The organism is Collinsella sp. AF36-3AT (assembly GCF_003475205.1).
Classification (GTDB): domain Bacteria; phylum Actinomycetota; class Coriobacteriia; order Coriobacteriales; family Coriobacteriaceae; genus Collinsella; species Collinsella aerofaciens_AF.
Window position 1 is genome coordinate 20,062 of record NZ_QROZ01000007.1, and the last position, 23,214, is coordinate 43,275.

Here is a 23,214-nt window from a genome sequence, read left to right on the forward strand (position 1 = left end):
GCCACTGTAGCGTGCAAGCCGTGTCGCCAAGCATTCAACCCGTTTCCAAGTGAGAGGGAGACAACATGAGCGATATTTTGGATGTCTACGGTCGCGAGGTACTCGACAGCCGCGGCAACCCCACCGTCGAGGTCGAGGTCGTGCTCGAGGACGGCAGCTTCGGCCGCGCGATGGTGCCTTCGGGCGCTTCGACCGGCGCCTTTGAGGCATGCGAGCTGCGCGATGGCGACAAGGGCCGCTACCTGGGCAAGGGCGTTTCGCAGGCCGTCGAGCACGTCAATAACGAGTGCGCTAACGCCGTCGTGGGCCTCGACGCCTTCGACCAGCGCGCCGTCGATGCCGCGCTGATTGCCGCGGACGGTACCCCCAACAAGACCAAGCTCGGTGCCAACGCCATCCTGGGCGTGTCGCTGGCCGTCGCCCGCGCCGCTGCCGAGTCGGCGGGTCTTTCGCTGTACCAGTACCTGGGCGGCGTCAACGCCCATCTGCTGCCCACGCCCATGATGAACATCCTCAACGGCGGCGTGCATGCCGACAATAACGTCGACTTCCAGGAGTTCATGATCATGCCGGTGGGCGCCCCGAGCTTTGCCGAGGGCCTGCGTTGGTGCGCCGAGGTATACCACACCCTCAAGGGCGTGCTGCACGAGGCAGGCCTGGGCGGCGGCGTGGGCGACGAGGGTGGCTTTGCCCCCAACCTCAAGACCAACGCCGAGCCGTTCGAGTACATCACCAAGGCCGTGGAGAAGGCCGGCTTTAAGCCCGGCGTCGACTTCATGTACGCCATGGATCCGGCCTCGACCGAGTTCTACAACGCCGAGACCGGCATGTACGAGCTCAAGGGCGAGGGTGTTGAGTACACGAGTGCCCAGATGGTCGATTACTGGGAGAAGCTCGTCGACACCTATCCCATCATCTCCATCGAGGACGGCATGGCCGAGGAGGACTGGGACGGCTGGGTCGAGCTTACCCGTCGAATTGGCAACAAGATGCAGCTGGTGGGCGACGACCTGTTCGTCACCAACACCGAGCGCCTCAAGAAGGGCATCGAGTTGGGTGCCGCCAACGCGATTCTGGTCAAGGTCAACCAGATCGGCACGCTCACCGAGTCGCTCGAGGCCATCGAGACCGCCAAGGAGGCCGGTTACGCCTGCATCGTGAGCCACCGCTCCGGCGAGACCGAGGATTCCACGATCGCCGACCTGGTCGTGGGCGTCAATGCCGGCCAGATCAAGTCGGGCGCCCCGTGCCGCAGCGACCGTATCGCCAAGTACAACCAGCTCATCCGCATCGAGGACGAGCTCGAGGGCAGCGCGCGCTACGCCGGCAAGGCCGCGTTCTACAACATTCGCTAAACGGGTGAATTTGGCGAGGGGGAGGCTGACTCGGTTCCGCCCCGCCTTGGCTGGATGCTGCAAAGCGCTATGGGCGCTGGGCCATATGGCTCAGCGCCTTTTTTATGTCGAGCAAAGGCTGGCGAAGGCGGTGCGGGTGCTCGTGCTATAACTAAAGGACTTAGCGCAAACAAACCTCAACCGCACAAGGCGCACATGGATCAGATTTACGACAACAGGTACTATTCTGCCGGTTCGCGCGAGCCGTCGCCTCGCCGTGCGCGCACGGTGCAGCTCGGTGGGTCCGCCTACGCCGGCGTCGACCGCTCCACGCAGCGCCCGACAAGTACCTCGCGCCCCAATGCTCAAGTGAATACTTCGACAGATGGACCGGTGCGCCCGGCACGTTCGTCGCATGCGTCGCGTCCCTCGACTCAGGCACACGACAAATCGAGCAGGCCCTCGAACCGTTTTTCGGGCTCGGACTTTATGCGCTACGCCAACGACAACGCGGTGGTCAAGGCGATCTATGACTTTACGCATGGCTCTCTGCGTCCGCTGTTTATCGGTATCGTGGTGGCGCTGGTGCTCGTGAGCCTGTATTTTCCCGTGCGCGATCTGTACGTGGCAAAGCGTTCGAGCGATATCTTGGCCAAGCAGGTCGAGATTCGCCAGCAATACAATGATGAGCTGCAAAAAAGCGTCGACAAGCTGCTCTCGGAGGAGGGTATCAAGGACGCGGCGTCCGAGGACCTGGGCCTGGTGATGCCCGGCGAGAAGAAGATTGACGTGCTGGGCTTGGATGACGATTCGGACTCGTCGTCGAGCAAAAAGTCCTCAAACGCCAAGAAGGCCAGCGAAGTTGCCAAGGAAATCGAAGAAGTCGGCAAGGACGCGCCGTGGTACATCCAGGCGCTCGACATGCTGTTTGGGTTTAACGGCGTCGAGGGCCAGACGGTCGTGTCCAACGGCAAATAGCGCCCGGAGGGGAGCCCGCAATGACAAATTGCAAACGCTATAAGGTGGCCGCGATCGACCTGGGAACGGTGTCGTCGCGACTGGTGTTGGCCCAGGTCGAGGGCGGAGCGATTGTGGAATCGTCCAAGCATACCGAGATTACCGACCTGGGCGAGGGCGTGGACGCGACGGGCCGCTTTTGCGAGGCGGCCGTTGAGCGTGTGCTCGCTGCGTGCCGCATGTTTGTGGACGAGGCCCGTGCCTTTGGGGCCGCGTGCGTCTGCACCACGTGCACGAGCGCCGCGCGCGATGCGTCCAATGCCGCGCTGCTGCTGGACGGCCTGCGCGAGCTGGGGCTCGAGCCGCAGGTGATTCCGGGCGAGGTCGAGGCGCGCCTGACGTTTTTTGGCGTGGCGCACGACTTTGCAGGCGAGCGCATCATCGTTGCCGATTCGGGCGGCGGATCCACGGAGCTCGCGACGGGCGTCTATGCGCCGGAGCGTGGGGTCTTTGCGCTGGAGGGCACGCGTTCGCTGGACATTGGCTGCCGTCGTTTGACGGAGCGCTTCTTCTCGGTGCTGCCGCCTGCGGACGGCGAGCTTGCTGCCGCCGCCAACTGGGCGGGCGAGCAGTTCGCTGCCTATTTTGAAGGCCTGCCGAGCAATTTTGAACGCGCCGAGCGCTTGGTCGCGGTGGGTGGCACCGTCACCACGCTCGTGGCGCTCGTTCATGAGCTGGAACCGTACGATTCGAGCTTTGTGCACCTGCGCGAGCTTTCGCTGGATCAGGTTTCGGCTGCTATCGAGCGCATGTCCACGCTGGATGTTGCAGGCATTGCCGCGCTGCCGGGCGTGCAGCCCAAACGCGCGGGCGTGATCTTGGCTGGTGCCGTGGTGATTCGCGAGCTTATGCGAGCCGGCGGCTACGACACGCTCACCGTAAGCGAGAACAGCCTGCTTGCCGGCATGGCCGCCACCATTAACGAGGTTCTCGACGGTGAGCTACCCACCATCGGCTGGACCCCCAGCCTCAGCGCCCTCCAATAAGTTGCGGTGAAATATGGACTAAAATCGCCCTTTCGGGCCCCAAACAGTCCCTATTCCACCGCAACTCAACAGCCGGCACTTAGGGACGTTCCTTTTCTGCCGGCACCTGGGGACAGTCCTTGCGGGGCGTCCCCACAGCGCCTATGCCAGCTTGTCGATTTGCCCAATCTCCCAAAGCGGAATATTGACGAGCATGCCTTCATCTCTATATGCCGCCAGGGAGGTCCTCACACAACGCATGAGCTTGAATTTTTCGCAGGCTATTTTCAGGCTCTTTGCTTTGAGGTTCTCCGCCGCCTTGACCTCAAGCGGAAGCACGGTTCCCGCATGGTCGATGGCAAAGTCGGTTTCGGCATTGCCGGAGGTAGAGGACCAGTACGCAGGACTTTTGCCTTGCAGCAAGAGTTCCTGTGCGACATATTGCTCGGTGAGCGAGCCCTTAAACTCAGTGAAAACAGCGGATCCGTTTAGGACGATGGTCGGGGGGAGGCTGGAGAGCGCTCCAAGGATGCCGGTGTCAATGCAAAACAGTTTGAAGCCCGAGAGATCCTCATAGCTCAAGAGCGGTGCTCTGAGGGCAGAAACGCGCGGAACCTTATGAACGATTCCGTAGTCCGCGAGCCACTGGAGGCTTTCCTCAAAATCGCGTGCGCGCGCTCCGGGGCGAAGGGCGCCATAGACAAACTTCTTGTTCTCCTTGGCAAGCTGGCCGGGAAGGGATTTCCAAACCAACCTCATGCGCTCGACGATGCGGGCGGGTGCATGTTTGCCAAAATCGGATTCGTAAGCCTCGATGATTTGCTGCTGAAGCCTTCGGGCTTCGATGAAGTCGCGTGTCTCGGCGAAAGCGGAGACAACTTCGGGCATACCACCGACAACAAGGTATTCCTTGAGCAAGTGCTCGAGCTTTTCGGTAACGTTTGCTAGAAGGTTCATGTCTGCGGCAAGGATGGCGTCGGCGAGCGGGTTGCCGTCGACGGCACGAACGAACTCGGCAAACCCCATGGGACGCATGGTGAGCTGGTCGATTTTGCCGACGGGAAATGACTCGTTTTCGCGTCGGAGCGCGAGACCCATATAGGAGCCGGCTGCTACGATGTGGTATTCGGGTGCAAGTTCGTTGAAGTACTTGAGCGAGGTGATCCCGTGTGGCGCCTCTTGGATCTCGTCGAAGATGATGAGCGTGTCTGCCGGCGTTATGGTTTGGCCACTTAGGAGTTCTATCTGGGAGATGATGCGCTTGGGGTCGAGGTCCCCATCGAACAGCGAACGTGCGCTCGGCTCGAGCATAAAGTCAAAACGAATGACGTTTCGATACTGCTGGCTTGCGAATTTGTTAAGAAGCCACGTCTTTCCTGTCTGGCGGGCTCCCTTAAGCAAGAGAGGTTTGCGATTCGCCCTTGATTTCCAAGCGATAAGTTCACTCATAAGCTGTCGTTGCATATTGCCTCCCAACCCTCTCGGCTAGTATAAGGCCATATGCGCGTTTCCCTTGGAAAATGTGCGAGACAACCACGTTTTTCCATCGAAAAATGTGCGAGACAACCACGTTCTTCCATCGAAAAATGTGGGAGTATCAACCTAAGCTGCGGTGAAATAGTTCTTAAATAGGCTGGTAAACAGCATAAACAAGAACTATTCCACCGCAACTCACCATCTGTATCGGCATCCAAAAGAAACGAGCCCGCATCCCCAGGGGACACGGGCTCGTAAACAATACATGGTAGGGGCGGTGGGACATCTGCGTATTTGCTGCGCAAATCCGCACCGGCTTCGTCTGCCTGCCGGCGTCCTCGCCGGCTCGCTACGGACGCTGCGCGTCCGCTTTACGCTCGCCCCTTCGCGGGTTCGAGTCCCACCGGCGTCTTAAAGAAATGAGCCCGCATCCCTGGGGGACACGGGCTCGTAAGCACTACATGGTAGGGGCGGTGGGACTCGAACCCACAATCCTTGCGGCGAGAGATTTTAAGTCTCCTGCGTATGCCAATTCCGCCACGCCCCCGTGAGACTAGAAGTCTAGCACAAGCCGTCCGTTACGCGTTGACGGCCATCGAGTGCTGGCCTGACTTTTCCAAGTACTCGGCAAACTTGGCTTCGTCGCCCTTGTTCTGGTACTGCAGGGCCAGCAGGTACTCCAAGCGGCAGCGCTTGACCGGGTCGTCGCCGACATCCTCGAGCATGCGCTCCAGCTCGGGAATGTCGTTGTGACGCTTGAGGATCATCGTGTCGTACATCAGCTGGCACTCGTGCGCGACCGCCTCGGCCTGACCGCCCTCAAAGCCCTTGATTTCGTGCAGCAGCTCCTTGGACTTTTTGCGGTCCTCCTGGCCAACGTAGTAGTTAAAGGCCTTGATCACCAGGTCGACGCGCTGCATCTTGGGCAGGTTGAGTCCCAGCAGCAGGTCGAACATCTCGCCGGCGCGCTCGTGGTCCTCGCGCAGCAGATAGGAGTTTAGACGCAGGTAGTCGCGGTTGTAGCGCGGGTACAGCATGCTGGTGAGTTTGCCGTCGAGCAAACGATCGAACTCGGCCCACTGTTTGGCGGCCATCAACTGTTGCAGGCGTTTAAACGTAGTGCGTTTTTTGACGCTAAAGAACACCGATACGGCGATACAGATGATAACGACGGCGGTCCAGAGTGTGCGGGAATCGGGCATGTTAGGATCCTTAGTCGCTCATAAAGCGAGCGGTATGACAACACGTACTAGATGTATTATACGCAGCGCACAAGCAAACTGGCATAAAAGCTCATCGAGGCTGAGTGCCATCGCTCGCTGCGGTACACTTACCTAAAGTAAACCATGAAGGGAGACATTACCTATGAAGAAGATCGTTTTGGCTTGCGGCGCTGGCGCTGCTACTTCCACGCTCGTTGCCCAGAAGGTCGCCACCATGCTCGACGCCAACGGTTACGCCGGCAAGTATGAGATCGTGCAGTGCGCCATCTCCGAGGCCAAGGACGCTTGCGACGAGGGCGCCGACCTGCTGATCGCCACCACCGTTGCCCCCGAGGGCCTCACCTGCCCGTACGTGAGCGGCGTGCCCTTCATGACCGGCATGAACCGTGTCGCTGCCGAGAAGGCCGTTCTCGACGTTATGGCTCAGTAGGCGCTGCCTGTATGAATGAGCAGAACGCCAACCCGGTAGAGCTCTTTGGCATGCGCGTCGCCCACGTGGGCATTAACGCCACCGACCCGGCCGATGCCCTGGAGATCGCGGAGCTGTTCTCGACGATGATGGGCCTACCTGTCATCGAGACCCCGGTTTCGTACTTTAACGATTCGCTGATCGAGGTCATGAAGCAGAACGGTCGTGGCACCAAGGGCCACATTGGCTTTGCCGTCAACGACATCGATGCGGCCGAGAAGTGGTTTGCCGAGCGCGGACTCGAGGTCAACGAGGAGTCGCGCGTGCTGCTGCCCGACGGCGGCACCAAACTCGTGTACTTTAAGCGCGAGTTCGCCGGCTTCGCCGTGCATCTGTGCCGCGAGTAGCGCACAAGCTGCTATAGCTAGCAAAAAGGGATAGGGCCGCATGGCCTTATCCCTTTATTTATGCCGAGGGGCTTTCTATCGTGGCAGGCGAATCGTAAAGCGGCTGCCGACGCCCTCGACTGAGGTCACGCCAATGACACCACCATGGCTATCGACGATCCACTTGGCAATGGCAAGCCCCAGACCCGAGCCCTGCGCGCCGGCATCGCGTGCGTTGTCGGCGCGGTAGAACCGTTCAAACGCGTGAGCTGCGGATTCCTGGTTCATGCCGATACCCTCGTCCTCAACACTTATGTCGATCGTGCCTGCGCCCGCATCCGGCGCTACGCCAAACGAGATGGGCGTGCCCGCGTCCGAATACTTGGCGGCGTTTTGCACGATCACGCGCAGAGCCTGCTTCACGAGCGCCACGTCAACGGGCGCGTCGCAGCGCGGGTCGCTGACAAGCGCAGCGTCGTACGCCAGTCGATACGTGTGCGCGGCATCGATCATCTGTGACTCCTCGCATACCTCGCCGACCAGCGCGGCCAGGTTGGTATTCGCACGCCGCAGGACCGTGCGTCCGGCGTCGCCGCGTGCCAAAAACAGCAGCTGTTCCACGAGCTCTTGCATGTGCTCGCTTTCGGCCTTGAGGGACGCGATGGATTCTGCCAGCACGTCCGGGTCGTCTTTGCCCCAGCGGTCGAGCATGTTCACGTAGCCCTGAATCACCGCGATGGGCGTGCGCAGCTCGTGGCTCGCGTCGTTGACAAAGCGCATCTGCTGCAGCTTGGCCTCTTGCATCTGGCGCAGCAGGCGGTTGAGCGCGACCTCGATGCTTGCCAGGTCGGCGTCGCCGGTGGTGACGCTCGGCGAGTCGACGCTTGCGCGCTCGATGGCCTGCTCGAGCGTTTCCATCTTGCCGCCGGAGAGCTGCATGCGGCCGAGTTCGTCCACGCGCAGGGCCAGGTCGTTGAGCGGCGCCATGGTGCGGCGCACGCGGCGGGCGCCGCCGAGCATGTTGAGCACGCTGATGACCTGCCAACCCACAACGACAAGGTAGAGAGGCCATAGCGTGACGAGGTCCTGCGCGAGGGGGAAAGTCTTGGTGGTACGCGCAAGCTCGACGGTATAGGTGAGCGTTGTCAGGTCCCAGCCGCGCGCGGGCGTCAGCGACATGCTGCGAACGGTGGCGCTGGGGATCCATCCTGCGGTAAACGCGCCGTTGGGCAGCGTCCGGTTGTATCCATAGACGAGGATCGCCACCGCAATAACCAACAGCAACAGATCGAGCCAGACGTAGCTCATCAGGCGGCGCCACATATAGCTCCAGTTGATGGCGCGGGCGATGGAGGTGACGCGCTTGGCCTCGGCATTACGCGCGGCAGACATAGCCCACCCCGCGCACGGTCTGGATGATGCGGGCGCCGCCGGCGTCTTCGATCTTGGCGCGCAGGTGCGCGATGTGCACGTCGACGTTGTTGGTGTCGCCTACGTATTCGTAGCCCAGCGCCTCGTGCGCGATGCGCTCGCGCGTGAGCACGGTGCCGGCATGCGCCATAAGCAGGGCGAGGACGTCGAACTCGCGGGCCGTGAGCGCGATGGGCGAGCCGCCGACCGTGACTTCGCGGCGGTCGGGGTCGAGCGCAACCGAGTCAACGGTAAGCGCGGCGTGGGAGGGCGTGGCAGCGGTCTGGGTCGTGTCGGTTGCCGGGGACATTGTGGCGATACCGGCGCCCGCGCCGCCTGCCGCGCCCGCCCCAGTACCGGCGCCGCCAACGCCCGAAGCCGCCCGCACGGCCTCCGAGCGCTTCAGTGCCACGCGGATCCGTGCGAACAGCTCCTCAATCGCAAATGGCTTGGTCAGGTAATCGTCAGCACCGGCGTCAAGCCCTGCCACCTTGTCCATCACGGCATCGCGCGCGGTGACCATAATCACCGGCACATCCTTGTGCTTGCGGACACGCCGCAAGACCTCCATGCCGTTGAGCTGCGGCAACAGCACGTCGAGCAGAATCAGATCGTAGTCGCGCTCCAGCGCCAGGTCCACGGCAGTGCGGCCATCGGCGGCGTGTTCCACCTGGTAGCCCTCGTGCTCCAGCTCGAGCGTCACAAAGCGGGCGATTTTCTCCTCGTCCTCTACGATCAGGATCAGTGCCATGCGTGCCCCCGTCTGCGATTACTTGTCGTCGTTGAGATTTTGCTTGATGTCGTCCGCGGCGTTAGCAGCGCTATCCATAAGGTTGTTGATGCTGCCGGGCACGTCGCCGTCGCTGTCGATGCGGTAGCGCATGCCAAAGAACAGGCCAATCAGCATCAGCCATATCGTGGCGCCCCAGGCAAACAGCGCGACGATGGGGATCAGGATGGGAATGTTGAGGATGATCGCATCGCGGCGCGTGGCGATAAACTTGGTGTCCAGACTCAGGCGGAAGAGCTTTTTGAGGTACTCCCACACGCTGTCCATCTTCTTGGAGAAGTCGGTCTTTTCGCTCGACTTTTCGTAGGCGGCCTGCGCGGCGACCATCTCGGCAGAGGGCTCATCGACTGGCGCGGACTCGGTGGCGGCATGCGCCGACGTGGTCTGGGTCTTGCCCTGCGACTCGAGCCAAATGATGGCATCCAAAACGTTGCCGTCGGCAGCGTCGAGCGCCGCCTTGGCATCGGTGTAACTCACGTTGCACTTGGTGCGGATGGTTTCAACTTTTTCGAGGTCGTCCATGACCTGTCCTTTCGTTCGATGGGCGCGACGCCGGGCAATTTGCTCGGGTGCGAGCGTTGCGTTCGGCGGTCTGCGTTGCGCCGCCCCGCCCTTGGTCGAACTCTATAGTGCAGGTTATAGATTAAGCGATTCTTGAGCCAAGATTAATGTTGGATGAGTTTTTGGGTGGTGCGGAGGCGGGCAGGGGCAGAAAAGGCAGGTTTTGCGTGGCGTGAAGGAGGGGCGGTCTGATCTTTGGGATAGCTGATAGCGAGGTCTAATACTTTTCCGAGAAGTGAATGAGTGAAAACGGACCCCCGAAGCATCGACACTTTAGAGGTGCCGCTTCCTGCGGTTTCAATGCTGAAATCCCACGATTTTGCCGCCGAAAAATGCGGATGTTTCAGGGGTCCAAAAACAGCCGTTCACTTCGCGGAAAAGTATTAGACCTCAATAGCGGGGGATGGGGTGCCGGTGCAAAACGGCGTCAGAAATGGGGTAAACAAGGCAAACGGATCTAATGGATCAAAAATCACGTTGCAAAAGTATGAAAATATCCTACAATTGCAGCATGAAGTACTTTAGCAACATAGCGGCGATAAGCGAGCTTTCCGAGAGCGAGGGCGTGTTCACCACAGCCCAGGCGGCTCGCGTGGACATCTCTCGAGATGCGCTGGCGCACTCATGCCGCGCAGGGCGTCTTGAACGGATATGCCACGGCGCCTACCGGATGTCTGGAACGCAGCGCCGAGACACCGACGAACTCAACGCCTTTTGGAAGCTCACCAATCCCTCCCTTTGCGCGTGGGAGAGAAAACGTCAGTGGGATGGCATCGCCGTGAGCGGTACGACAGCGGCGAACCTACAGCAAATGGGCGATTTCTATCTGTCCCCCTACAGGATGACCGCGCCCATGCGTATCAATACAAGAAACGAATCCCTTTCTTTTGTAAAGCGCGAGATTGCTGAGCGGGACATCGTTTGGCTCGACGGCCTGCCGGTAACTAAACCCGAGCGCACGCTTGTCGATCTTTGCCTCGATTGCGAGGATCCCTCATTAATTATCGATGCCTATCACGATGCGCTTGGACGTGGACTCGATATACAACGGCTGAAGGATCTTGTAGAAGAGAACTCTAAAACCGCCAAACGACGCGAGCTGATGGCGCCTTTGCTGATGGTACTGAACGGGTAATGCGAAACGGAGGACATGGTGAAGTACAAAACGCCTGCCGCATTGGAGATGGCTGTTAGGAATGCCGCAAGAGAATCACCAATGGATACTAATCGGGCAATCGTTGGTTTCTACTTTCATCGCTTCCTATGTCGCGTTTTTTCAGAAGATGACTGCCGTTTTGTGCTTAAAGGTGGTCAAAGCGTCCTGGCGCGAACGCTCGATGCGCGTGTCACAAGAGATATTGACTTGGTTGCTCAAGAGGAGAGCCTCGAAGAGGCTGTTGCCGATCTGGTGCGGGCGGCTTCGATTGATCTGGAGGATTTCGTTTCGTTTGTCTTTGATCGTGCAGAGCAGATCAAAGAAGAAGATGAGTATCGGTGCGGTGCTAAGGTATGGTTCACCCCCTTTATGGGAACCAAGAAGCTACAGCCAATTTCAATTGACTTGGTAATTGATGAAGTGCGGGGACTTGAGCCTGAGGTTCTCGCGCCGATCGATCGTTTGAATATCGAGGGGCTCCCAGTCTGCGACTATCGAGTATGCCGAGTGGAGAGCGCCCTTGCAGATAAATTGCTCGCAATGATAGAGATGCATGAGGGCCGTGCCTCTTCGCGAATCAAGGATATAGTCGACATCTTGGTGTACGCGAAAACTTGCTTCATCGATGGGGCTACACTTATCGAGAGAGTCGAGAAAGAAGCGTCTGTCCGCAAGGTGGCAATGCCGGAAGAGTTCGTGGCGCCTCTCTGGTGGAAACAAAATGGTTCTGCGCAGTATGTAAAGATGGCTAGGCAGGCGGGGGTACTTGATCTCGCGGGGAGTATCACTGGAGCAGAAGAGATCGTCAATCGGTTGTACGTACCGTGCTTTGACCGTTCGGCGAATATGTGCAAATGGAATCCTCAGACCACGGGATGGGAATAGTCTAGATAGTTTAGCCGGCGGCAGGACCAGTTCCTGACGCCGGCTTAAGACGTTTCTACTGCCTATGCGCTATTCGCAGGCCTGGTCGACCACCTGAGTGACGGCCTTCTTTGCGGTTTCGAGGTTGCGCTGGGCTTGGGCGACAGCGGTCTCGGCTTGTTTCTTTGCTTCTACGACCTCGGCAAAGCGATTGATGGATTCGCTGTACTCGCGCGTGCGCGGGTCGAGCGCTGGCGGGACTTCGATCTCGAACAGGTCGGTAGGGCGGATGGCGCGGATGCTGGCTGCTTCAGTTAATGCTTGAATCAGCTTCGCCCCATGGCCTTCGGTAAGGTATCCAACGATTATCTCCGAAAACACTACGCGCTCCTCTTCGGTCATCGTTTGGAACGACGGGCGAATGACGGTGGTGTTATGCGAAGCAACCAGGTGTTGCTTCGCGTCATCGGCGCTGACGACGAGCAGGTTGGACGCGCCGTAGCGACCCAGCATGCGTGGCATGACGATATCTCCAGCGCGGAGCTCATATCGATCGAGAACGCTGGGGTTCACCTTTACGATTTTGGAATCCGAGCCATTTGCACTCTCTACAGCATCTGCGGGTAGAAGGTTGCCGTCTTGAAAATCTTGAGATGAGATTCGGCGCACCTCGACTGCGTCAATGTCGTTCGATGTCGTGCTCTCGCGGGGCATGAATGGCGCGACTCGCGTAAAAGAGTCACCGAGTGTGGCGCTGTAGTTTCGGGTGATGGCGATGAGGCTGATTTTGCCTTTTGAGAGAGCGGCGTGGTGTTGGAGCAGCTCGCGCGTGGCAAAAGTGGACGTTTCGATTGGCGTCGATCTTGGCGTATTGGTATCAATGCGGGCCCAGTCAGGAGAGATAGAAAAGGTGATATCAGAGTAATACGATGTTTTAGTCACATATTGAAAACGCGGTCCGGGCTCAATTGCGCTGCGAAATGCAACGCTGCGATTTCCTGAAGACAGTATGAGGAGCGCGCTTGTCATGTAGGGCCTGGGCTCGGAAAGTGGCAAATAAACGACGCTCTCGATGAGCCCTTCGCGTATCAAAATCGTGCGTGCTTGTTCAGCTTTATCAAGTAAATCGGCGGGAAGTACCACGGCTGCTCGAGTGCGGCCCGAAAGGGCGAGAGCATACAGGCACCAAATAAAAGGACCCCAGTCGCAAAAATCAAGGTAGCCAGGCTCTAAATAATCGATGAGCGCGGCACTGTCTTTTTCGATATCGTGCTTATTTGCGCGGTAGTAGTTTGATGCATCGACAAACACCGGCGCTGCATCATCATCGCTTGCATTCTGCTTGCCGGGTTCAAGCTCACAAATATCGGGCACGCCGTTACCGTTTAGGGTAAAGCACTTAGCGAGATCTTCGGCATCCACAGCGCCAGGCAGACGGACAGTGAGCAGGCGACTGCCTTGTTCCAGGTTAAGCGCGCGCGAGAGGGCGGCGGCGGTGAGGCGTGGCAATGATGATGTAGTTTCACGCATGTATAGAGCCCTTTCTTCTTAGTGGGTTTATATTAGCAGAAAAAATTGAAAATTTCTAATGACGAGAACATTGCACTGTGCTATCCTCGAAGCAATCCAAAGCCAACTCAATATTAACTGCTTGATACAACCGCTATACAGCCTTTAGGCAAACTGCGCTATCGAGCAGGGCAATTTCACTTACGAAGCAGCAGGTTAGGTCAATAACTACTACCTATGCCTCAGAACATTCTAAAACTTAGAACAAACTTACCGACAAACATTTGCAACCGGACAGGAAGAAGCATCCATGAAGAACGAAGACAACATTTATGAGGTATTCCTCAACACGCTCGACGAAGACCTCCGTGGCATGTGCGAAAAGAACGTGAAGGCAGAGAAGCCGTTTCCGTATCCGTACTGCGGTGAGGAGAACGTTGAACGCCTCGCTAAGGCGCTTGTTGGCGTACTGGAAAAGCATTCACCCGATATTCCCGGGCTGGTGCCCGAGCAGTATCGAGACGATGTGCACGAGGCTCGCGAGCTTTTGGCCGCGGCGGCGCTCGCTTTGCTGTCGCTGTACTTTCCCCAGCGCGATAACTGTATGCGCTGCATGGCCATCTTAATTAGCCTGTTTCGGCACGGAAGCAATCCGCGCTTTAAATCGAGCGGCGTGCTCATGTTTGAGCAGGTTTCGACAGGTATGAAGTACTCGTCCGAAAAAGGGGGACGCATTCCGTCTCGCTTTGTGCGAAGCATCGACTACAAAAGACCCAGCGACCACGTGCATCGCGATGGATCGCATGGATTTACGGCGGACGAAGACGATGCCGTCATGTTTTTCGAACGTTACCGCGTGATTCAGCAACGCGTATTCGATGCGAGTTCGCGTTTCAACTTCGAGCTATGTGTCAAACGCCCGTTTGAGGCGCTTTCGGACAATCGGCAGAACTTTTATTACAGGGAGGAAAAGATGGAAACCGATTTGGCAACCAAGGTACAGAGGCTTCGGGACCGCTACACCCTCAACTACGCTCAGGCCAAGGGATACGACCTGCTCGACAAGCTGATGATCGAGTCGTTGCTTGCGTATCTGCGCGACGGGACGGTCTCAACCGTGGCGCGCGAGAGCTATGTGGCGCAGGCCGAGCGACTGATTGACGGCGCGGTCAAGTTGCCATGCGCGACAAGCCCCAAGGAGGGCGAAGGCATCGGCCGTATTTCCTAGCAACTACGCAGAACCATCGACAAGAAAGGGGCCGTGACATGTCGGTCATTAAGATGTACGGCTACGAGGCCGCACAGCAAACGGAGTATCAAGCCAAGAAGTGGGCGACCAAGGAGGAAATGCAGGCGCTGTCGTCCGGCGATGAGCAGCGCGATGTGATCTTGGCGCACGGTGCCACGGTTGCTTTTTACGAGGGCGATAAGCACTGGGAGACGAGCGTGTCCAACAACGTGTTTGTCTTTGGCGGAACCGGCAGCGGCAAAACGGCGAGTTTCGTTTTGCCCAACCTGCTCAATCACCACGAATGCTGTTATGTGGTCACAGACACCAAGGGTGAGCTGCTGCGCCGTACGGGGAAAGGCTTTGAAGAGGACGGCTACGAGGTAACGGTTCTCGATACTGTTAATCCCGAGCGGTCGGCCGGATACGACCCTCTGCGTTACGTGATGGATGTCGAGGATATCCCCACCACAGTGGCGGCAATCATGGAGGGGGTCGATCCTGATGGGCGCAGCTTTAGGAACGACCCGTTTTGGGACAACGCGAGCGATCTGCTGCTCCGAGCGATTATTGGAATCCTGTTCCTTTTGGAGTGCCTTGCCGGCACATTTGCGCCGGGTGGGGATCCCACGGCTCCGCGCCGCTACCTTAAGATAAACAACGTCTTTAAGCTGGCCGCGCTCATCAAGGTCACGGGAGATGGCGAGGGCCGATTTCCGTTGGACTACCTTGTGGGGCAGGTGGAGTCCAAGGAATTTCTTGGCAGGTATGAGTCGGCGAACGCGGACCTGTATGGCGTTGAGCAGTACCGCGATTTTCGCGGAGCAGCCGATAGGACGCTTAAGAGTATTCTGATCACACTCAATGCGACCATCTCGCGGCTTAAGACTCCCCAGCTCATGCGCGTCTATGAGAAAGATGAAATGCGTCTTGACCGTATCGACGAGGGCAAGCGCGTAATCGATCTTAAGGTGAGCGACAACGACTCGACCAATGCATGGCTTGCCAACGTTGCCCTTAAGCAGCTGTTTAACCTGGCCCAGCGCCGCGCCGACGCCAGCCCTAGTGGGCATTTGCAGCGCCGCGTGCAGTTTATTCTGGATGAGTTTCCCAACGTGGGCCGCATCCCCGATTTTGAGCGGAGTATTGCGACCGTGCGCAGCCGTGGCATGAGCTTTTTGATGTGCGCGCAGTCGTTGAGCCAGCTCGATGGTGTGTATGGCGAAACCACAGCTCATACCATCCTCGATAACTGCGACAGCTTGGTCTACATGGGCGGCGGCAGCAACATCGCGACACAGGAGTACATAAGCAATCTGTGCGGCGAGTCGGTTCTGGGCACCAATTACGTGGGCGCCGAGCGTACTGCCGTCGATGTGCGCGGTTGCGTGATAACCCCGGGCGAGGTGGGGCTTATGCCGCGTACCGACTGCCTGGTCAAAGTAACCGGCATGCGCCCCTTCCGTGCCAAGAAGTATTTTTGCGGCGACCATCCCAATGCGGCCAAGTGGCTGAGGGATTAGTCCTTGCAGCTTCGCGCGTTCAATCTTGCCTATTTGACCGCACGGCTTCCATTGGCCGCTAGCCGTGCGGCCTCGTTTTACTTCCTTACCGATTCCGTTTAGAAGGGAATTACCATGTCCGTTATGTATCGTGAGCCTAGCATTATCAAGAAGTCCAAGGACGGTCGCGTTGCCGCCGTCGATATGGCAAGTGAGCTGCTTAACAGCCGCGTGCTGCTGCTGGAAGGCGAGGTCAACGATGTGACCTGCAATGGCCTTATTAAGTCCATGCTGGTGTTGGAGCATCAGAGCGCCACCGAGCCCATCACCCTCATCATCAACAGCCCGGGCGGTAGCGCTACGGCGGGGCTGGCGCTCATCGACACCATGCAGTCGCTCGACTGCCCCGTGATCACGGTGGGCGAGGGCGTCGTGGCCTCGATGGCCGCGGTGATCTTGGCCTGCGGCGACCACCGCCAGGTATACCGCCACACGCAAGTGCTCATCCACCAGTTGATGGGCGGCACGGGCATGGCGCAGCAGACCGATATCGAGATCGTGGCCCAGCACACGGCGGCCATGCGCGCCGAGCTGGACGAGCTGCTGGCCGAGCATGGCAACCTGAGCGCCCAGGAGTTCCACGAGCTCACCGAGCGCGACTGCTGGTGCAACGCCAGGCGCGCTCTGGAGTTGGGTCTGGTGGACGAGGTGATTGCTCCGAGTAAGAAGGCGCTCTAGCGGGGCTCATGTCTTGTGGGCATATAGAGCGGGGCGAACGATCGCGTAGTTTAACGGCCAGAAAGAGGTTGAACATGAGCAGGATTTGGGATGTCGACGGCATTGAGTGGGAAGACCTGCCCACCGTGAGCGACCTGCTGTGCGCTGCGGACACAAAGATCCTGGCGCGCGAGGTTGCCCTGCGATACGGCGGCAAGCCGGACGGCCGCGGCCGTGTCGATAACGAGCGCAGCTTAAAGCGCGCCCGCCGCAAGGTCAAAAAGCTGCGCAAGGTTGACCCCGAGCCCAGCGACAATATCGTCCTGCTGCCCAAGCACGTCATCAATCGTCGTGGTGCAGGCCACGGCTTTGGCTATTACGACGTGGAGCCGTGCATCTTTACACGCGGCGGCGTTCAAATGCTAGGTGAGGATGTGCTTGCCAAAGTACGTCCGTGGGAATTGATCTTGATGGATGATGAGTCCGCGAGCGAAATGCTGGGCTATCGCGTATGGCTCGGCGGCGAGTGGGACCTGTGCGAGCGCTACCGCTTTTTGGCCGTGGTGTGCGTTCGCATGCTGAACAGCATCCGGGCGCAAAAGGAGCTGCGCAAGTGCCTCGTGCAGGGCGAGACAGCCTGTGATATGGACGAGGACGAGGCGATCGAAGGGATTCGCCGCGACGTGCTGTATCCCGAGGAAGTGATCAACGCCAAACTCGGCGGCTATTGGGATGCGAGTTTGGGACTCAACCTGCCCTGGAAGAACGAGCACCGGCAGACTTGCACGCGAATCGACAGGGCTATCGATGACCTGTTTTCTAAGGAAACGAAGCGCTGCGCTGCCGAGCTTGGGAAGAAACTTGAGCGAGGGTATGAGGAGCGCGAGGATCAATTTGACGAGGATTTACTGAACGGGATGTCCTTGTGAATGGTTGCTAGCGGTCAGACAAAAATCTGTCCGGACGGAATGGTAGAAAGATAGCGCAAATGGAATCTGTGCATTAAGGAGTTGGCAATGGAAATCGTCTATAAGGAACTGTTTCGTGTAAACCGTCCTATCTATGGTCCTGGACCAGGAGGTTTCTTCATTAAAAGATTCAAGAAAAGCGGATACAGCGAGGCTGAATTATTCGATTTAATTTCAGGAATGGACTTCTCTCTCGCTGGAGCTGACGAGGACATCAGCCTGAAAAAGAAATGCAAAACAATCGAACGGGCGGTTGCTGAGACGCATTATACGAGCTGGGTCCTTAGCCTGATCGGCATCATTGTCTCTCTTATGGCCGGAGGATATCTGTCTGCGTTGATAGCCAGCAATCCACTTTCTGCCGGAATTTTCGGGGCGCTATTCCTGATTGTCTTGGGAATATATGCATGGTTTCGGTTTTGCTTTGAGCGAAATCGGACCGTGCTATTGTGTGCATTGGAGCACATAAAGACGCTTCAGCCATAGTTGCATGAAATCAAAGACAGAGGTAAGAAACGCGTGTCGCTGCCTATAGGCATAGGGGACACCGTTGGTATTCTTTCGCAAATTGGTTTATTCGGCCTCGGCCCCGTCCTCTTTTAGAACTAAGTCTTTCCCTTTAGCTCGTCCTTCCTCTCTCCAGTTTAGACATATCTAGATACATCATCTTGTCCCACTCGCAATCCACGTTGTACTTGAGCCTCACCGTCACGAGCGTGAGGGTGAGGCTGCAGCTCAACACCGCACCGCCGGATCCGCGCTCTTCGGACTACTTCAAAGCGAGCATCAACAGTTGCTGAAGCACGCAGGCGACCGTCTGCTGCTTCGCGCTGCTTAGGCACGCGCGATTGGGGGCTAGCGACTCTGACTGAGGCGCGCGGGGCGTGAGCGCGGGTGGTGCGGCCCACGGTTGGTAACAACGGTAGTAACTGCCATTCGGAGGCGAGAGGTGGATTTCTAGAAATAAGGCGAATTAAAAAGCTCTGCTTTTTTGAATGGTAAAGTCTTGTGTTTGTAGAATGTTGCTATTACTGATTGAAATGAGATAGACATCGTGGAGACTCGTCAGACAAAGCCTTATCGCATCGCCTCTCTCTTTGCGGGATGCGGTGGTCTTGACCTCGGTTTCGCCGGGGGGTTTGATTTCCAAGGCAAGCATTTTGCTCGTTTGGCCACTGAAGTAGTCTATGCCAACGATTTCGATCGCGATGCCGTGACCTGTTTCAATGAGAACATCCCGAATTACGATGCCGCCGCTAATTGCATCGAGAAGGATATTCGCCAAGTTGAGCTTGACGAGATACCGGATTACGATATTCTCCTTGCCGGCTTCCCTTGCCAGCCCTTTTCCAATGCCGGCCTTCGCGGTGGCGTAAACGATAAATACAACCGTGGAACCCTTTTTGAGGAATGTGAGCGCATCCTAAAGGGGAAAATTAATGCGGGCAAGAAGCCCAGGGCATTCGTCTTTGAGAACGTGCGCGGAATCATGTCTTCTAAGATGGATGACGGAACTCCCGTCATTGCTGAGATTGAGAACCGCATGAGGATACTTGGCTACAACGTCTGTCACCGGCTTGTGAAGGCGAGTAACTATGGTGTGCCCCAGAACAGGTTCCGACTCTTGATTATCGGCATAGATAGTTCTCTGAACAAAACGTTTGATTTCGATGAGATGGATCGCGTTGTCGACTCGGAGCAGCTGCCTTCCGTTTCTGCTGGGCGGCCTGAGAAGTTGCTCCTGGGGTCCATCCTTCAAAATCCCTCGGTTGAACACGAAAATGGGGATTTCTGGTCGTATACCGATGCCACTCAGGCCATGATTGAGCAGATCGGTCCCTGCGCTCATGGCGATAAGGCTTTTAAGTATTTTACCGAAGACATGACCATTGGCGATCTCCCCGAGGTGGTCTTTGAGGGCCGGTCGTGGAAGGATATTCCCTACGAACTTCTTAAGCCCAGGTTTAAGAAGATTGCCGACGATCCAAAACGCTATCACGCCCCTAAGTTTTTCCGCAGGTTCGCTTTTGGCGAGATTAACGGTACGATTACGGCCTCAGCGCAGCCGGAGAATTGCGGCATCACTCATCCCGTTGAGAACCGCCGCTATACAGTTGGCGAGATTGCGCGAATCCAGTCCTTCCCGGATTCTTACGATTTCAGCAAGATCCCCTTGCAGTCACGTTATAAGGTTATCGGCAATGCTGTGCCGCCAGTGCTTGGCTGGGTCATTGCCAAAGCCCTGACGAACAAGCTCCTGGAGGCTGACGGTGAGTAAATACTTCTCAATCGATGCAATTATGGCAGCGTTCTCCCTACTAAACACAGAGCTTTCAGCTGGGACACATTTTAGCGCGCTGCAATATATGTTCGCCCTTGACAACTATGCTCACAAGTTCGGTAGAGACTGCGATACCGATTCCGATGAGGGCACATTTGTTTCTTTCGCCCATAAAGTTGGCGGACTTGAAGATGGGGAAGTCCCTGACCACATTGATGGCTTTACCGGCAAAAAGCCGAAAAAGGACAAAGATTCTGCCCGAATCCATTCAAATTTCATTAGCGCAGGAGCTGTTCAACGTTCCGAGCGCGCAACCCGCGAAGACCCCGAGCTTTACCCCAGCGGGGCAAAAAGCTATCTTTTTGCTATCTCCAAGAAGGTGCTTCTTGCTGATTCAATTTGTTATGAGCATTTGGACGCCTATCTTCCATCAAAGGAAATGAAAACTGCGTTTGCCGTGTGGGTTGAACGCAACTCCGCCTTCAAAGATGACTCTTCTTTTGCGGAGGCCCTTAAGGACGCCCTTGGGCAAAGCTATACTGGCAATTTGATAAACGCTCTCTGGAAAGAGGGTGCGCCGTTCCCAGATGATATTGGCATTGGCGATGATGTTTTTTCAAATGTTAAGCCGCGTATTGATTGGGCGACGATTGGGGAGTACTTTCCGGTGGGCGAACCGAACAGCGCTCATTCCGAACCAGACAGGGCGAATCTAGTAAAAAACAGTTCTGAACTTCTCGAAAAAGTGGCGGGCTTGCCTCGCAATTTGATTTACTTTGGTGCTCCTGGTACAGGAAAGTCCTATCAACTGAATAAGCTTGTCAGGGATGGCTTTGCCAAGAAAAACATTCGGCGAGTGACCTTCTATCCGGACTATACGTACTCGCAGTTCGTGGGATGTTTTAAACCATATAGTGAACCTGGCAGTAAGGAGATATCCTACGAGTTCGTTGAGGGTCCATTCCTGAAGACTTACCTCGAGGCAATAGCACACCCCTATGACAACTTCGTCCTGCTAATTGAAGAAATCAACCGCGCGAACCCCGCCGCTGTCTTCGGTGACGTGTTCCAGCTGCTTGACCGCGACAAGAGCGGGAACAGTGTTTTCCCAGTTGCAGCGCCGAAGGAGATGGCTGGCCGCATCGGCAGCTATCTCAATGTGCTCAAAGACGATGCCGATGTTCGAGACGCTATCGAGGGGTATTACGACCCCGATATGGACTTCGATGACTTTAGGGAGATAGCCTGCGAGGAGCTCTCCCTACCGCCCAACATGTACATCTGGGCGACCATGAACAGCGCCGACCAAGGGGTGTTTCCGATGGACACCGCATTTAAGCGGCGTTGGAACTTCAGGTATATTGACATCGATGCTGGGGCCGGCAAGCCTCTCGAAGACGGGAAGAAGATATCCGAGATAGAGGTGACGATTACGGTAAACGGCACCGATTCTCAAATCGTTTGGGATAAGCTGCGCCGCAAGATTAACGGACTGATGAAGGACCTCAGGATCAATGAGGATAAGTTCTTGGGCCCCTTCTTCATCTCGCCCAATGACCTCAATGATCGATTCAGCGATGTGTTCAAGGACAAGGTTCTTCTCTATCTATGCGAGGACGTCGGGAAGTTGAAGCGCGGACGGCTTTTCCGCGATGAGACGGCGACCTATTTCGAGCTGTGTAAACAGTTCGACCGCGATGGAGTTGCCATTTTCAAGGGCATCGAGCTCGCTGATGTTGTCGCTGGCAAGCCATCGGAGGGCGTTGCTGCCGAATCTGAAGAAGAGACCGAGGAATAGGCAATGAAACCGGTGATGGTCCGCGAGCTGAGGCCCTTTTCGCTTGCTTGGCTTGCTGACGAGCTGGGATGTACGGTTGCGAGGGCAAAGACCCTCGTTGGCGACATGATGGCGCGCGGTATTGTGCGGTACCGGACGGGAAAGAAAGCCGATCCCGAGGAAGCCGATGTGGAGAACGCCGCTCCCTCTGAAGTCTACCAGTTTCGCTTCGTGGGCCTGGTGATGACCGAGGGCGTGGTGATTATTGTCTATCCCAAGTACTTCCACGACCGGATACCTGTTATTGATGAGCTCAGGTTGATAATGCGAGTTCTCAAGCGTGATGCGGGCATCGCGGTGCTGACGAGTTTGGAAGACGCCGATGAGGGCGCTAGCGACAAGTTGTCCGTAATGCTGGCGCTGTTGGAGCTGTACGGCGAGTACGGTGAGTACTCAAACTACGTGGAAGATCGCGAACTCAACGGTAACGGAAACATTGACTGGAACCGTACAATTGACGGACACTTGCCCGTTCTCTCGAACGGTCGACCGATATACATGGTGTACGAGACACGCAAGACGTATCGCGATGACTCTGACTTTATCACGCGGCTGCATCGCGCCGTGCTGACCGAGTGCTCGCGTAAGTTCGGGGAAGTGGGTATCGACAAACTGCTTTCGCTCGATGAGGTGTGTCTTTCGGACGAGGATATCGAGGCTTTCGGCGATGTTGAGATGCTAGGTTGGCGTCTGGAGTGCGAGCGCGCGGCCCAGTTCTTGGACTGGAAGCTCTTAACGCTCGATTTGCTTGAGCGCTACCTGCTGCTGCGTGAGAGCGAGGTGCGCAGTGATGAGGTCCAGGCACTGGGGACAACGAGCTTTTACCACCTGTGGGAAGAGGCCTGCAAAACGGCTCTCGGCGATGCGCTTGGTAAGCGGCTGGGCGCGCTCGGACTTACGCTTGAGGGTAAGTGGGCGGCTGATAGTCGGAAGAAGTTGATCGAGATAATTCCACGGCCCCTGTGGGAGCGCTGGCGCGGCGATGGGTTTGCTGAGCCCGAAGGTACCGATACGCTCATCCCTGACGCCATTGCCATTGCAAATGGACCCGATGACGAGCGGCTGTTCTGCATCTGTGACGCGAAGTACTATGTGCCGAGTGCAAATGGCAAGATGGAGCACCAGCCGGGGCTGGAGTCAGTGGCCAAGCAGTTCCTGTACCAGAGTGCATACCGGGAGTTTATCGAGGCTTGCGGGTTCGATCGGGTGGTGAACACGTTCCTAGTGCCGGGGACCGTTGATAGGCCCGAGCTGATGGCGAGGGCGTCGTTTCCGGGCGTGATTGCGGAGGAAGATAAGCCGCTCGACAATTTCATTAACATGTTAATGCTGCCAGCGGGGGTCGTGTTCGAGGCGTATCTTCGCGGAGAGGTATTGAATACTTGCCGACTACTTGCGGTTGATGGCGCTTGCTAGCGGGAAAGCCAAGTCGGTTAACTGGCAACTGAGGCTAGGGGGTGATCCTTTCGACACTCAACTAGACTGGGCAACGAGCGCTGATTATGCGCGGATTGCCAAATATGCTGGCATCGGGCGGGGAAAGACTACGATAAATCGCCTCTTCCGTCTTGTGAAGAATCC

21 protein-coding genes and 1 tRNA gene are annotated in these 23,214 nt (G+C 57.1%); 15 read left to right on the top strand and 7 right to left on the bottom strand.

From position 1 onward, the window contains the following. The first annotated feature begins 65 nt into the window (after positions 1-65). From eno to DW003_RS07045, 3 genes are all read left to right on the top strand, one after another. Positions 66-1,355, top strand: a complete 1,290-nt coding sequence (eno, locus tag DW003_RS07035) for a phosphopyruvate hydratase (RefSeq protein ID WP_118388261.1) — start codon at positions 66-68, stop codon at positions 1,353-1,355. Positions 1,356-1,550: 195 nt separating this feature from the next. After that, positions 1,551-2,312 (top strand): septum formation initiator family protein, encoded by a 762-nt coding sequence (locus tag DW003_RS10075; RefSeq protein ID WP_233545543.1) that lies wholly within the window; start codon positions 1,551-1,553, stop codon positions 2,310-2,312. Positions 2,313-2,332: 20 nt separating this feature from the next. Then, complete coding sequence (locus DW003_RS07045; RefSeq protein WP_118388263.1) at positions 2,333-3,337, top strand: hypothetical protein; 1,005 nt, start codon at positions 2,333-2,335, stop codon at positions 3,335-3,337. A gap of 141 nt (positions 3,338-3,478) precedes the next feature. Here DW003_RS07045 and DW003_RS07050 read toward each other — a convergent pair whose 3' ends face one another. The 3 genes from DW003_RS07050 to DW003_RS07060 form a co-directional block, all read right to left on the bottom strand. Further along, positions 3,479-4,765, bottom strand: a complete 1,287-nt coding sequence (locus DW003_RS07050) for an ATP-binding protein (protein WP_233539713.1) — start codon at positions 4,763-4,765, stop codon at positions 3,479-3,481. A 489-nt stretch (positions 4,766-5,254) separates the two neighbouring features. Then, positions 5,255-5,339: transfer RNA gene (locus DW003_RS07055), tRNA-Leu, on the bottom strand. A 31-nt stretch (positions 5,340-5,370) separates the two neighbouring features. Then, positions 5,371-5,994, bottom strand: coding sequence for a hypothetical protein (locus DW003_RS07060; RefSeq protein ID WP_089573579.1), 624 nt, complete (start codon positions 5,992-5,994; stop codon positions 5,371-5,373). 163 nt (positions 5,995-6,157) lie between these two features. Between DW003_RS07060 and DW003_RS07065 the strand changes: the two genes are divergently transcribed. Beyond that, entirely contained in the window at positions 6,158-6,445 is a 288-nt protein-coding gene (locus DW003_RS07065; RefSeq protein ID WP_055252380.1) for a PTS sugar transporter subunit IIB, read from the top strand. A gap of 11 nt (positions 6,446-6,456) precedes the next feature. After that, positions 6,457-6,831: a VOC family protein gene (locus tag DW003_RS07070; RefSeq protein WP_117779021.1), complete on the top strand. Its 375-nt coding sequence runs from the start codon at positions 6,457-6,459 to the stop codon at positions 6,829-6,831. A gap of 75 nt (positions 6,832-6,906) precedes the next feature. Here DW003_RS07070 and DW003_RS07075 read toward each other — a convergent pair whose 3' ends face one another. From DW003_RS07075 to DW003_RS07085, 3 genes are read right to left on the bottom strand one after another with little or no spacing between them, the layout of a single operon-like run. Then, positions 6,907-8,202: a cell wall metabolism sensor histidine kinase WalK gene (locus DW003_RS07075; protein WP_118388265.1), complete on the bottom strand. Its 1,296-nt coding sequence runs from the start codon at positions 8,200-8,202 to the stop codon at positions 6,907-6,909. Further along, entirely contained in the window at positions 8,186-8,971 is a 786-nt protein-coding gene (locus tag DW003_RS07080) for a response regulator transcription factor (protein ID WP_118388267.1), read from the bottom strand. Before DW003_RS07080 ends, DW003_RS07075 begins: the two co-directional genes overlap by 17 nt. An 18-nt stretch (positions 8,972-8,989) precedes the next feature. Continuing rightward, the gene (locus DW003_RS07085) at positions 8,990-9,532 is read right to left on the bottom strand and encodes a DUF4342 domain-containing protein (protein ID WP_089573575.1); all 543 of its coding nucleotides are present in this window, start codon (positions 9,530-9,532) and stop codon (positions 8,990-8,992) included. Between the two features lie 499 nt (positions 9,533-10,031). Here DW003_RS07085 and DW003_RS07090 point away from each other — a divergent pair, with 499 nt between their 5' ends. Both DW003_RS07090 and DW003_RS07095 read left to right on the top strand, forming a co-directional pair. Next, on the top strand, positions 10,032-10,706 hold the full coding sequence (locus DW003_RS07090) for a type IV toxin-antitoxin system AbiEi family antitoxin domain-containing protein (RefSeq protein WP_199665670.1): 675 nt from the start codon (positions 10,032-10,034) through the stop codon (positions 10,704-10,706). Positions 10,707-10,724: 18 nt separating this feature from the next. Beyond that, positions 10,725-11,612: a nucleotidyl transferase AbiEii/AbiGii toxin family protein gene (locus DW003_RS07095; RefSeq protein WP_118388365.1), complete on the top strand. Its 888-nt coding sequence runs from the start codon at positions 10,725-10,727 to the stop codon at positions 11,610-11,612. Between the two features lie 69 nt (positions 11,613-11,681). Here DW003_RS07095 and DW003_RS07100 read toward each other — a convergent pair whose 3' ends face one another. After that, positions 11,682-13,121: a hypothetical protein gene (locus tag DW003_RS07100; RefSeq protein ID WP_118388269.1), complete on the bottom strand. Its 1,440-nt coding sequence runs from the start codon at positions 13,119-13,121 to the stop codon at positions 11,682-11,684. Positions 13,122-13,410: 289 nt separating this feature from the next. Between DW003_RS07100 and DW003_RS07105 the strand changes: the two genes are divergently transcribed. From DW003_RS07105 to DW003_RS07140, 8 genes are all read left to right on the top strand, one after another. Beyond that, complete coding sequence (locus tag DW003_RS07105; RefSeq protein WP_117767002.1) at positions 13,411-14,328, top strand: hypothetical protein; 918 nt, start codon at positions 13,411-13,413, stop codon at positions 14,326-14,328. A gap of 38 nt (positions 14,329-14,366) precedes the next feature. Beyond that, positions 14,367-15,851 (top strand): VirD4-like conjugal transfer protein, CD1115 family, encoded by a 1,485-nt coding sequence (locus DW003_RS07110; RefSeq protein ID WP_158573195.1) that lies wholly within the window; start codon positions 14,367-14,369, stop codon positions 15,849-15,851. 114 nt (positions 15,852-15,965) lie between these two features. Then, positions 15,966-16,568, top strand: coding sequence for a ClpP family protease (locus DW003_RS07115; protein ID WP_118388272.1), 603 nt, complete (start codon positions 15,966-15,968; stop codon positions 16,566-16,568). Positions 16,569-16,642: 74 nt separating this feature from the next. Next, positions 16,643-17,476 carry a hypothetical protein gene (locus DW003_RS07120; protein WP_118388274.1) on the top strand — a complete coding sequence of 278 codons (834 nt, stop codon included), beginning with the start codon at positions 16,643-16,645 and terminating at the stop codon, positions 17,474-17,476. An 87-nt stretch (positions 17,477-17,563) separates the two neighbouring features. Continuing rightward, complete coding sequence (locus DW003_RS07125) at positions 17,564-18,001, top strand: hypothetical protein (protein WP_118388276.1); 438 nt, start codon at positions 17,564-17,566, stop codon at positions 17,999-18,001. 568 nt (positions 18,002-18,569) lie between these two features. Further along, complete coding sequence (locus DW003_RS07130; protein ID WP_118259909.1) at positions 18,570-19,793, top strand: DNA cytosine methyltransferase; 1,224 nt, start codon at positions 18,570-18,572, stop codon at positions 19,791-19,793. Beyond that, complete coding sequence (locus tag DW003_RS07135; RefSeq protein ID WP_118388278.1) at positions 19,786-21,594, top strand: McrB family protein; 1,809 nt, start codon at positions 19,786-19,788, stop codon at positions 21,592-21,594. Before DW003_RS07130 ends, DW003_RS07135 begins: the two co-directional genes overlap by 8 nt. A gap of 3 nt (positions 21,595-21,597) precedes the next feature. Beyond that, on the top strand, positions 21,598-23,049 hold the full coding sequence (locus tag DW003_RS07140; RefSeq protein ID WP_118388280.1) for an LlaJI family restriction endonuclease: 1,452 nt from the start codon (positions 21,598-21,600) through the stop codon (positions 23,047-23,049). Positions 23,050-23,214: the final 165 nt, after the last annotated feature.

Bases quoted from the DNA above. Each gene is read 5' to 3' on its own strand.
- DW003_RS07105 (WP_117767002.1), top strand. From the start codon at position 13,411: ATGAAGAACGAAGACAACATTTATGAGGTATTCCTCAACACGCTCGAC.
- DW003_RS07120 (WP_118388274.1), top strand. From the start codon at position 16,643: ATGAGCAGGATTTGGGATGTCGACGGCATTGAGTGGGAAGACCTGCCC.
- DW003_RS07110 (WP_158573195.1), top strand. From the start codon at position 14,367: ATGTCGGTCATTAAGATGTACGGCTACGAGGCCGCACAGCAAACGGAG.
- DW003_RS07065 (WP_055252380.1), top strand. From the start codon at position 6,158: ATGAAGAAGATCGTTTTGGCTTGCGGCGCTGGCGCTGCTACTTCCACG.
- eno (WP_118388261.1), top strand. From the start codon at position 66: ATGAGCGATATTTTGGATGTCTACGGTCGCGAGGTACTCGACAGCCGC.
- DW003_RS07100 (WP_118388269.1), bottom strand. From the start codon at position 13,121: ATGCGTGAAACTACATCATCATTGCCACGCCTCACCGCCGCCGCCCTC.
- DW003_RS07085 (WP_089573575.1), bottom strand. From the start codon at position 9,532: ATGGACGACCTCGAAAAAGTTGAAACCATCCGCACCAAGTGCAACGTG.
- DW003_RS07050 (WP_233539713.1), bottom strand. From the start codon at position 4,765: ATGAGTGAACTTATCGCTTGGAAATCAAGGGCGAATCGCAAACCTCTC.
- DW003_RS10075 (WP_233545543.1), top strand. From the start codon at position 1,551: ATGGATCAGATTTACGACAACAGGTACTATTCTGCCGGTTCGCGCGAG.
- DW003_RS07045 (WP_118388263.1), top strand. From the start codon at position 2,333: ATGACAAATTGCAAACGCTATAAGGTGGCCGCGATCGACCTGGGAACG.
- DW003_RS07070 (WP_117779021.1), top strand. From the start codon at position 6,457: ATGAATGAGCAGAACGCCAACCCGGTAGAGCTCTTTGGCATGCGCGTC.
- DW003_RS07115 (WP_118388272.1), top strand. From the start codon at position 15,966: ATGTCCGTTATGTATCGTGAGCCTAGCATTATCAAGAAGTCCAAGGAC.
- DW003_RS07075 (WP_118388265.1), bottom strand. From the start codon at position 8,202: ATGTCTGCCGCGCGTAATGCCGAGGCCAAGCGCGTCACCTCCATCGCC.
- DW003_RS07090 (WP_199665670.1), top strand. From the start codon at position 10,032: ATGGATCAAAAATCACGTTGCAAAAGTATGAAAATATCCTACAATTGC.
- DW003_RS07060 (WP_089573579.1), bottom strand. From the start codon at position 5,994: ATGCCCGATTCCCGCACACTCTGGACCGCCGTCGTTATCATCTGTATC.
- DW003_RS07125 (WP_118388276.1), top strand. From the start codon at position 17,564: ATGGAAATCGTCTATAAGGAACTGTTTCGTGTAAACCGTCCTATCTAT.
- DW003_RS07080 (WP_118388267.1), bottom strand. From the start codon at position 8,971: ATGGCACTGATCCTGATCGTAGAGGACGAGGAGAAAATCGCCCGCTTT.
- DW003_RS07140 (WP_118388280.1), top strand. From the start codon at position 21,598: ATGAAACCGGTGATGGTCCGCGAGCTGAGGCCCTTTTCGCTTGCTTGG.